Source organism: Sulfuricurvum sp. RIFOXYD12_FULL_44_77 (assembly GCF_001830725.1).
Classification (GTDB): Bacteria; Campylobacterota; Campylobacteria; order Campylobacterales; family Sulfurimonadaceae; genus Sulfuricurvum; species Sulfuricurvum kujiense_A.
Map to the genome: position 1 here is coordinate 1 of NZ_MIBU01000237.1, position 9,768 is coordinate 9,768.

General features: G+C 42.2%; 9 protein-coding genes. 7 read left to right on the plus strand and 2 right to left on the minus strand.

Annotated elements, in window-relative coordinates:
* Nucleotides 1-116: 116 nt before the first annotated feature.
* A complete protein-coding gene (locus tag A2517_RS08460; RefSeq protein WP_294896054.1) occupies nt 117-458 on the plus strand; it encodes an alpha/beta hydrolase in 342 nt (113 codons plus the stop codon).
* Here the strand turns inward: A2517_RS08460 and A2517_RS08465 are convergent.
* Together A2517_RS08465 and rpsO are read right to left on the minus strand one after the other, a co-directional pair.
* Nucleotides 455-931, minus strand: coding sequence for a hypothetical protein (locus A2517_RS08465; protein WP_294896056.1), 477 nt, complete (start codon nt 929-931; stop codon nt 455-457). The genes A2517_RS08460 and A2517_RS08465 overlap by 4 nt on opposite strands.
* A gap of 127 nt (nt 932-1,058) precedes the next feature.
* A complete protein-coding gene (gene rpsO / locus A2517_RS08470) occupies nt 1,059-1,334 on the minus strand; it encodes a 30S ribosomal protein S15 (protein ID WP_294896058.1) in 276 nt (91 codons plus the stop codon).
* A gap of 161 nt (nt 1,335-1,495) precedes the next feature.
* Between rpsO and A2517_RS08475 the strand changes: the two genes are divergently transcribed.
* The 6 genes from A2517_RS08475 to A2517_RS08500 all read left to right on the plus strand — a co-directional run bounded on the left by A2517_RS08475 (nt 1,496) and on the right by A2517_RS08500 (nt 9,677).
* Nucleotides 1,496-1,900 (plus strand): Rrf2 family transcriptional regulator, encoded by a 405-nt coding sequence (locus A2517_RS08475; RefSeq protein ID WP_294896061.1) that lies wholly within the window; start codon nt 1,496-1,498, stop codon nt 1,898-1,900.
* Nucleotides 1,901-1,903: 3 nt separating this feature from the next.
* Complete coding sequence (gene flhA / locus A2517_RS08480) at nt 1,904-4,096, plus strand: flagellar biosynthesis protein FlhA (RefSeq protein WP_294896063.1); 2,193 nt, start codon at nt 1,904-1,906, stop codon at nt 4,094-4,096.
* A gap of 7 nt (nt 4,097-4,103) precedes the next feature.
* The gene (locus tag A2517_RS08485; RefSeq protein ID WP_294896065.1) at nt 4,104-5,180 is read left to right on the plus strand and encodes a phosphoesterase; all 1,077 of its coding nucleotides are present in this window, start codon (nt 4,104-4,106) and stop codon (nt 5,178-5,180) included.
* Nucleotides 5,180-6,673 carry an MBOAT family protein gene (locus tag A2517_RS08490; protein ID WP_294896067.1) on the plus strand — a complete coding sequence of 498 codons (1,494 nt, stop codon included), beginning with the start codon at nt 5,180-5,182 and terminating at the stop codon, nt 6,671-6,673. The genes A2517_RS08485 and A2517_RS08490 overlap by 1 nt, the downstream gene beginning before the upstream one ends.
* A gap of 5 nt (nt 6,674-6,678) precedes the next feature.
* Complete coding sequence (locus A2517_RS08495; RefSeq protein WP_294896069.1) at nt 6,679-7,734, plus strand: hypothetical protein; 1,056 nt, start codon at nt 6,679-6,681, stop codon at nt 7,732-7,734.
* A gap of 110 nt (nt 7,735-7,844) precedes the next feature.
* Complete coding sequence (locus A2517_RS08500; protein WP_294896071.1) at nt 7,845-9,677, plus strand: ABC-F family ATP-binding cassette domain-containing protein; 1,833 nt, start codon at nt 7,845-7,847, stop codon at nt 9,675-9,677.
* Nucleotides 9,678-9,768 lie beyond the last annotated feature (91 nt).

The following is a 9,768-nucleotide window of genomic DNA, read 5'->3' on the forward strand; positions in this document are numbered from 1 at the left end:
AGTTTATTATACATCGGTTAGTCTGTAAATTATTTAAGTCAAAATTATTCGTGCTACACTGTTGCTACGCTCTGAGCGTACAATAATTGCATTGATTTATGCATTAAGGAGTAATTATGTCACTCATCGAAACCTTTACCGACTATGTTCTCAACCGCAAAAGTCTCAAAGAGTATGTGGAAGTTCGTAAAACAATCAACGAACGGGGCGAATTCAACGACGCAAAACTGATTCAAGCCGAAGAGAATCTGGAACGGCTCAAAAAAGAAGAGCCTGAAGTGTATGAGGGGATGTACGAAACATTAGCCAAAATTTATGCGCGTAATGCAGGGTTGTCGATCGAATACCCTATCGACTTTATCCGTCAAATCCTGAAAATGTACAAAACATCAATAACCCCTAAACAGGTGTATGAAGAGTATAAAAGAGTATTAGAACACTATCATCACGACGTTTAATGATTATACTCTTCTGCTTTTGATTTCGCTTTCTGAGCTGTGGATAAATCCCCTGAGTTTTTAAAAATTACGGAGGCTCGCAAGAGATAATCAGGGTCATTGTTCTCTTCGATATGGAGCATCCCTATCGCGTTCTCAAACTCTTTGCGATTGGCAAAGCACTCTGCTATCTCTATTTCATAGGCCTGCTTTGCATGAGATTTTATACTGTAATAGAGCCCTCTGCTGACAATATCTTCCCGCATCACTTTAGCCTCAGCATATTCAAAAGCGGCTTGGGTACAATTGCCTTCGTTCAAGTGGGTTTTTATCGTTTCTATTTTCGTATGATAAAGCCCCTGCATCTCTTTTGTCTCTCTTTTCTCAAACTCTGAATAAACCAGCAGCGCGGCTATAACCGTTATAGTAATCACACTAAACAGTATCAGAATAGGGAATTTAGACTTTTTAGGTGTTTGATTGTCGTCTATCATTTGTCCTCTCCTTTGAGTTGGAAAATGTAACAGATAGAATTATTGTAGCGTATATCTTTATAGAGAGAAGAAAATTTAAATAATGTAGCGATTAAAGAAGAAATCCCCGAAAATCGGGGAAGAAGATTTAGATATTGTCGCGGATACCGAGATCAGCAACCAATTTGTTGTAGCTTTCGCGGTTTGTACGTTTCAAATAACGCATCAAACGACGACGTTGACCAACCAATTTCAAAAGACCAAGACGTGATGAATGGTCTTTTTTGAAAATTTTCAAGTGCTCAGTAAGAGCAGCGATACGAGTTGAAAGAAGTGCGATTTGTACTTCGCTTGAACCGGTATCACCTTCAGTTCTTTGGTATTGTTTGATAATTTGCGTTTTGTTCGCCGTATCTAAAGCCATAATAGCCTCCTGATGGGTAGTTAATTTACTTGAAAGACGATTCGTTCAAGCAGGGTCGGAATTATAGCGGAATTTTTTCTATTTTACGCTAAATTTATCTAGCAGTAGCCTCTAATTATTTTTAGCTATAATAACCTTTTTAATACCGGAGGATGTTTTAGATGCTTATGACTAAAGCGAGTGAATACGCACTGTTGTCACTGATCGTTTTAGCCAAAGCGGGGCATCCTCTCGATGCGGATACCCTCTCTCGCGAACTCGATATTTCCAAAAGCTTTTTGGCAAAAATCCTCCAATCTCTTGCACGTCAAGGGATTCTCAACTCCTACAAAGGGGTTAACGGAGGATTTGAACTTGCCCGTCACAGCCGCGATATTACCGTATTGGAAGTGATGGAAGCGGCAGAGGGGAAAAGTCCTGCGGTATTTAGCTGTTCCCCTTCCCAAGAAGATTGCCCCTCAAACAAAGCGATGAGTTGCGGTTTGTGGCCGTTTCTGAACCGATTGCAAGGGAAAGTGGACGCTTTTTTAGGTATCCTGACCCTCGAAGCTATATTAGAAGAGTAATGTTTGGCAAAAGCAAAGAATAGAACACCCGACGTAAAAACGGTATTATCGGCACTTTTCGCCTCACGCGACCTTAGTGTCGTCTTTTTCGTTATGGCTATTTTGGCGATTATCATCGTCCCCCTCCCAAGCGGAATGCTCGATTTTCTCCTTGCAGTCGTTATCGCACTGTCGGTTCTTATACTCTTGATCTCTCTTTATATCCCTAAACCGACCGATTTAACCACCTTTCCGACCCTTTTGCTCGTTATTACCCTCTTTCGACTGGCTCTTAATATCGCAACGACCCGTATGATTTTGAGTCACGGTCACGAGGGACCCGAAGCGGTCAGTGATATCGTTACCAGTTTCGGAAACTTTGTCGTCGGCGGTAATATGGTCATCGGGGTGATCGTTTTTACTATCTTGGTCTTAATCAACTTTATGGTTATCACCAAAGGTTCAGGCCGCGTCGCCGAAGTTGCAGCGCGCTTCACCCTCGATGCGATGCCCGGTAAACAGATGGCGATTGATGCCGATCTTAACAGCGGTCTTATCGAAGAGTCCGAAGCCAAACGACGCCGTGCGGAGATTTTGCAAGATGCCAATTTCTACGGAGCCATGGACGGATCGAGCAAATTTATCAAAGGGGATGCGGTCGCAGGGATCATCATTACCCTCATCAACATCATCGGCGGGTTTTTGATCGGAATCTTCCAATTCGATCTCGATGTAGGGGCGAGTGCGCAAACCTATACCATCCTCACGATCGGAGACGGTCTCGTATCCCAAGTACCGGCGCTGATCATCTCTACCGCAACGGGTATTATGATCACTCGCGGTTCCAGCGATACGGGCGGAAACTTCGCCGAGGGCAGTATCAACCAGCTGATGGGGAATGCCCGCGTTATGATCATCGTCGGGTTCATTATGCTCCTTTTCGCTGCGGTTCCGGGATTACCGACCTTCTCGTTGGGGTTTGTAGGGCTTATTTTTGCCGGATTGGGATACGCTCTGTATAAATACGAAAAAGGGGATCTCGTCCTCACCTCCGCACCGCTCATCAACAAAGCCGGCGCTCCTGCTGCCGGAGCTTCAGGAACGTCAGAAGGGGGTGCCTCATCCGCACCGCGTAAAAAATCAAACGAAGAGATCGCAAAAGAGGAAGAAGCGGCTCTCGAAGATATTCTCAAAATTGAGATGCTGGAACTCACCCTCGGGTATCAGCTTATCCGTTTGGCCGACAGTGCGCAGGGGGGAGATTTGTTAGAGCGTATCCGTTCCATGCGGCGCAAAATCGCTTCCGATTTCGGCTTTTTGATGCCGCAGGTACGTATCCGTGATAATCTTCACCTCAAACCGACCCAATACGAAATCCTTCTCAAAGGGGTCAATATCGGTGACGGTCTTATTCAGCCCGATCGCTATCTCGCGATGGACAGCGGTATGGCAATGGGAGAAATAGAAGGAGAACCGACGAAAGAGCCGGCATTCGGGCTCGATGCTCTGTGGATCGTGCCGGAACTCAAAGAAGATGCTATTATCAACGGCTATACCGTCGTCGATCCGGCTACTGTCATCTCAACCCATATGAGTGAACTCATCAAACGCCACGCCGAAGAGCTCCTCACCCGTCAAGAGACCCAAGCACTTATCGAGAAAATCAAAAACGACTATCCTGTTGTGGTGGATGATCTTCTTAAAGTGGCTAATATCGGTCTTATCCAACGTGTTTTCAAAGCCCTCTTACACGAGCGTGTCCCTCTTAAAGATATGATCACGATTCTCGAAACGATGGCCGATGTCGCCGAATACACCAAAAGCGTCGATATTATCACCGAACACGTCCGTGCAAAACTCTCCCGTATTATTACCCAATCGTACACCAGCCCTGATGGGGTCATCAAACTCCTTACGTTTGATACGATGAGCGAGCAGATGATGCTGGAGAAATCGCAAGAGCGTGACGGCACGCGCCAGCTGCTGCTCAATGTCGGTGAGATCAACGGACTTATCCAAGCAACGAGCCTCAAAGCAACCGAGCTTCTCCAAAAAGGGATCTCCCCTATCATCGTTATCGTCGATCCGAAACTCCGCCGCCCGTTGGCTGAGATTTATGAACGCTTCAGCCTCGACATCGTCACCCTCTCCCACGCCGAAATCGATTCGAATGCGAAATTCGAAGTACTCGGTTCCATCACATTAGATACTAAATAGGATATTCATGACCACAACGTTTTACCACCTCTCCCACATCGATCTCGACGGTTACAGCTGCCAACTCGTCATGGCACAAACGCCCCACACCATGTTCAGCTACAACGCCAACTACGGTGCCGAAGTAATGGATCGCCTCGAAGAGATTATCGATACGATCAAAAAAAGCAAACAAACGGCTACTATCCTTATCACTGACCTAAACCTCTATCCCGATGAGGCACGATGGCTCAACAACGAAGTCAACCGCCTCAATGAGGGCGGATGGGAGATCACTATCACCCTCCTCGATCACCACGGAAGCGGTAAAGATACGGCGGCACAATACCCGTGGTATTTCCTCGATACCGAACGATGCGCCACTAAAATCGTCTATGAATACGCTATGGAGCATTACGGCTTGAGCGGGGGAGGATGGTTAGAGGCGTTTGTCAAAGTGGTCAATGCCGTCGATCTCTGGCACCAAGATGAAGAGGACGATTTCGAATACGGAAAAGTGTGTATGCGTCTCATCTCCGACGCTAAAGAGCTTAGCCGCGTCATGTTTGCCGATGAAGATCGCGCCTACAAACTCGCAATGCTCGAAGAGGCGGCAACGATGCGATTTCTCCCCGAAGCTAACATCGTCTTGGATGAATCACTCCATAAAATGAAAAAAATGTTCTTTAAAGACGAGGTTGACAATACTCTCGATAATCTTTCAACCAAATACATTGTAGCACTGCTGGGAACCAAACGCTCGACTATGACGATCTATTACAAAGGGTGGAGAGGATTTTTGAGCTACGGACTCGGAAATACGTCGATTATCGGGAACGGATTTCTCACCGCATTTCCTGATTTTGATTTTATCGTCGATGTCAGTACACGCGGAACGATGAGTCTGCGCGGCCATGACAAAGTCGATGTAGCGATGATGTCAGGAGAATGGGCCAACGGCGGAGGTCATCCGAACGCGGCAGGTGGACGAATCCAAGGGTTTAAAGAGCAATTCCGCTACGATAAAGTGAAACGCCAAATCGAAGATATGCTCTCCAATAAAGAGGCGATGCCCGGTAAACTCCCCCACAAAATAGAGGGATAATGCTTTTTAATTCCTACGCTTTTATTTTTGCCTTTTTACCGATTATATTGATTGGCTATTTTTGGTTTTTACGACAGCGTTTGATACTTGGCTCTAAGATATGGTTAGTAGGCGGCAGTTTATTCTTTTACGGATATTGGAGCGTCGTTTACGTTCCTCTATTATTAGGAAGTATTCTCGTTAATTTTTTTGTAGGCTCGGCACTATCGGAGAGAGAAAGCAAATGGGATCATACTACTAAAAAAGATTTTGTTAATCGTATTTCAAAAAAACAGCTTCTCATTTTCGGAATAATTTTTAATATCGCATTACTGGCGTATTTTAAATATACCGATTTTTTCTTAGAAAATTTCAATGGTATTTTTGCTGCGAATATTCCGCTCCCCCATATTGTTTTACCCCTCGGAATCAGTTTTTTTACCTTTACACAGATAGCATTTTTGGTAGATGCGTATAAAAACGACGTCAAAGAATATGACTTGCTACATTACATGCTCTTCGTCACCTATTTTCCTCACCTTTTAGCCGGTCCAATTTTACATCATAAAGAGATGATGCCTCAATTTGCCAATAAATGGAATTTTGCCATTCGTTGGCGAAATATAGCTATTGGATTATTTTTATTTTCGATAGGATTGTTTAAAAAAGTAGTCATTGCCGATACGTTTGCTACATGGGCAAATAGTGGATTTGATACGTCAAAAATTCTCAGTTTTTTTGAAGCATGGGTAACAAGCCTGAGCTACACATTTCAGTTGTACTTCGATTTTAGCGGATATGTCGACATGGCGATCGGCATGAGCTTAATGTTCAATATCCGGCTTCCGATCAATTTCAATTCCCCTTACAAAGCCAGAGACATTCAAGATTTTTGGAGGCGTTGGCACATCACACTTTCGCGCTTTTTAAGAGATTATATCTATATTCCATTGGGTGGAAATAAAGTTTCACGATTCCGAAATTATCTAAATTTATTTATGGTCTTTTTTATCGGTGGATTGTGGCACGGAGCTTCGTGGATGTTTGTCATTTGGGGGACATTACACGGGATTGCTATTGTTATCCATCGTATTTGGAAAGATTTGGGATTTCATATGTGGGGATGGCTCGCATGGCTTATTACCTTCAATTTCGTTAATATCGCGTGGGTATTTTTCAGAGCTGAAAACTGGTATATGGCTAAAAAAGTTTTAACTGGAATGGCAGGGTTAAGTGGAATCATACTACCGAGTGCTGCTGCGAATAAATTAGCGTTTTTGGGATCATATGGGATCGAATTTGGTGGATGGTTAAATAGTTCAGGAATGAAAGGAACACTAGATCTTGTATATTTAATATTTTTTATCTTTTTTGTATTTTCTTTCAATAATTCAAATTATTTTTCTTCAACTTTTAAAACAGGTAAATTATATCAAATCATTACCCCCTTGATGTTATTTACAGGAATTGTAATGCTTGCACGTTACAGTGAATTTTTATATTTTAGGTTCTGAAAATAATGAAAAATAAATCTTTCTTAATTAATACTTTTTACATATTATTGGTTCTATTTTCGTTACAGATTACATTCAATTATTTCTTTGATAGTTACGGTTTTTTTCGAGATAACAGAAATATTATATTTGCTGCTAGAGCAGTTGCTTCTGGAGAAAAAATAGCTGGGCTTGAAAACTATGATGAACGAATTTTTCAAAAAAAAGTATTTGAAAATTTTACAGAAAAACCTCAATGTATTGTAATTGGTTCTTCAAGAAGCATGATGATCGAATCTAAAATGATTCAACATAACGGTAAATTTTTTAATCATTCAGTTTCAGGTGCAAGTTTAGAGGATTATATTTCAATCACTGGTTTGTATGCTAAAGACAATACTTTACCAACAAAAATTATTTTTGGCATTGATCCTTGGACTTTTAATAAGAACAACGATACAAAAAATTGGCAAAGTCTGAATGATTCTTATTCATATATGATGACTAATATTACTAAAAAAAATACTCAATTAATATTACCAAAAAAACAAAATAAATATTTACAATTAATAAATTATGAAAATACAAAAAACAATTTTTTAAACTTTAAACACGAAAGTAACCTAAAAATTATAAAGAATGAAAGTATTGATAAAATGATAAAAAGATCGGATGGTTCAATAGTTTATCCCTTCGATATTAGATATCAAAAGGATATATTCACATTAATGGCTGCAAAATCCTATATTTCGGGTCCCGTATATTGTATTGAAAAGTTTGATAAGTTATCAAATATAAAATTATTTGAACAATTAATGAGTTATTTAAAGAGTAAAAACGTTGAAATCATGTTCTTTTTACCGCCATATCATCCACTTGTATACCAATATTTATCGAGTAATAAAAAATATAAAAATGTTCTTTATACCGAAAAGTATTTAAGAGAATACTCACAAAAAAATAACATTAAAATTTTTGGATCATACAATCCAAATAAGTATAACCTTAATTCTACCGATTTTACAGATGGGATGCACGGTAAGTCAACAGTAGTTACTCATATATTAAAAGTCAATAAATAATACTGGTATAATTATAAAAGCCTAAGAGATACATCTTCCTATGCAAGTTATAATCCTCGAAATTCAAAAATAATGTTTACTAAAAAATTTACTATTAAGACACTACTTTCATGATTCAAATCAATAACCTCACCAAAAGCTACGGCACACGGGTTCTTTTTGAGAACCTCTCCCTCAAACTGAACGCCGGAAACAAAGTCGGATTCGTAGGACGCAACGGAACGGGGAAATCAACCCTTTTTAAAATCATCTTGGACGAAGAGCCTTACGATTCGGGAGAGATTATCATCCCGAAAAACTATCGGATAGGTACGCTCCGTCAGCACCTCCACTTCACCCATAAAACGGTACGCGAAGAGTGTGCCTCTGTTCTCACGGGGGACATGGAGCATGAAGTGTATCGCGTCGAGAAAATCCTTTTCGGTCTGGGATTTACGCAGGACGATTTGGAAAAAGATCCCCTCAGTTTTTCAGGGGGGTATCAAATCCGACTCAACCTCGTCAAACTCCTCGTCACCGAGCCCAATCTCCTGCTCCTCGATGAGCCAACCAACTACCTCGATATCGTCTCTCTCCGCTGGCTGGCGTCGTTTATCAGAGCGTTCGAGGGGGAAGTGATCCTCATCACCCATGATCGTGATTTTATGGATTCGGTCACTACCCATACGATGGGATTACGTCGTCGAGGTATCTCTATTATCAAAGGCAATAGCCATAAATATTATGAGATGATGGAGAGTGAAGATGAACTTTACCTCAAAACTAAAATAAATCATGACAAAAAGCGTGCCGAGTTAGAGGATTTTGTTGCCCGTAATAAAGCCCGCGCTTCCACCGCAACCCTCGCCCAATCGAAACAAAAAGAGCTGGATAAAATGGGGATCATGGAGTCGCTAGAGGGGGAAAGGGATTTAAGTTTTTCCTTCTCCTACCGCCCTACCCCTTCCAAAATCACGATGGAAGTCAAAAATCTATCGTTTGGCTATCGTCCCGATGAACCGCTCTTTGAAAAGCTCTCTTTTGTTTTAGAAAAAAACAAATGCCTTGCCATCATCGGGAAAAACGGTAAAGGAAAATCAACCCTCCTGAACACTCTCGCAGGGTTATTAACGCCCGAGGGTGAAATACTGACTCACCCCGCCACCGCTATTGCCCATTTCGGCCAAACGAACATCGACCGTCTTGATAAAAACCGCACCATTAGCGAAGAGATACAAAGTGCCGACAATACACTTCAAAATGTTCGTATTCGAGGCATTTGCGGAACAATGATGTTCAGCGGCGACGATGCCGATAAAAAAATCTCTATCCTCTCAGGGGGAGAGCGCAGCCGCGTTATGTTGGGGAAGATTATCGCGACCCCTGCCAACCTCCTCTTCCTCGATGAGCCGACCAACCACCTCGATATGCAATCCATCGATTCATTGTGTGATGCCGTAAAACGGTTCGAGGGTTCTGTCGTCATCGTCACCCACTCTGAAATGCTATTGCGTGAGTTAGCCGATCAGCTCATCATCTTCCGAGAGGGGGGAGCAGAATTTTTTGATGGAAACTACGATGACTTTTTGGAGAAAATCGGATGGGACGAAGATATATCCGACGCCCCGAAACCTCCCAAAGTGACCCAAAATAGTAATAAAAAAGAGCAAAAACAGCAGCGTGCCGAACTAATCCAAGAGCGTTCCCGCCTCCTCAACCCTCTCAAAAAAGAGATCGATTACTGCGAGAATACCATTATGACTCTGGAAGATAAAGTGAAAACGGCGCATGAGCAGCTCATCGTCTACTCCAACCAAGGGGAAAGCGGCAAACTGATGGAGGTATCAAAACAAGTTGCAAGCGATGAGAAGATGATCGAAGAGCTGTTTGAGAGGCTCGAAATCGCTACGAATGAATTTGAGCGAATCACCCAAGAGACCGATGAAAAACTCGAAACCCTCTAAAGTCCGCCTCGACAAACTCCTCGGTTCACTGGGGTATTGCGTGCGCAAAGAGGTTGCCGTTCTTTTACGCGATGGTGTCATTACCCATATC

Excerpts from the sequence above, each read along its gene's own strand:
- A2517_RS08500 (WP_294896071.1), top strand. The coding sequence starts at position 7,845 with ATGATTCAAATCAATAACCTCACCAAAAGCTACGGCACACGGGTTCTT.
- rpsO (WP_294896058.1), bottom strand. The coding sequence starts at position 1,334 with ATGGCTTTAGATACGGCGAACAAAACGCAAATTATCAAACAATACCAA.
- A2517_RS08485 (WP_294896065.1), top strand. The coding sequence starts at position 4,104 with ATGACCACAACGTTTTACCACCTCTCCCACATCGATCTCGACGGTTAC.
- A2517_RS08495 (WP_294896069.1), top strand. The coding sequence starts at position 6,679 with ATGAAAAATAAATCTTTCTTAATTAATACTTTTTACATATTATTGGTT.
- A2517_RS08465 (WP_294896056.1), bottom strand. The coding sequence starts at position 931 with ATGATAGACGACAATCAAACACCTAAAAAGTCTAAATTCCCTATTCTG.
- A2517_RS08460 (WP_294896054.1), top strand. The coding sequence starts at position 117 with ATGTCACTCATCGAAACCTTTACCGACTATGTTCTCAACCGCAAAAGT.
- A2517_RS08475 (WP_294896061.1), top strand. The coding sequence starts at position 1,496 with ATGCTTATGACTAAAGCGAGTGAATACGCACTGTTGTCACTGATCGTT.
- A2517_RS08490 (WP_294896067.1), top strand. The coding sequence starts at position 5,180 with ATGCTTTTTAATTCCTACGCTTTTATTTTTGCCTTTTTACCGATTATA.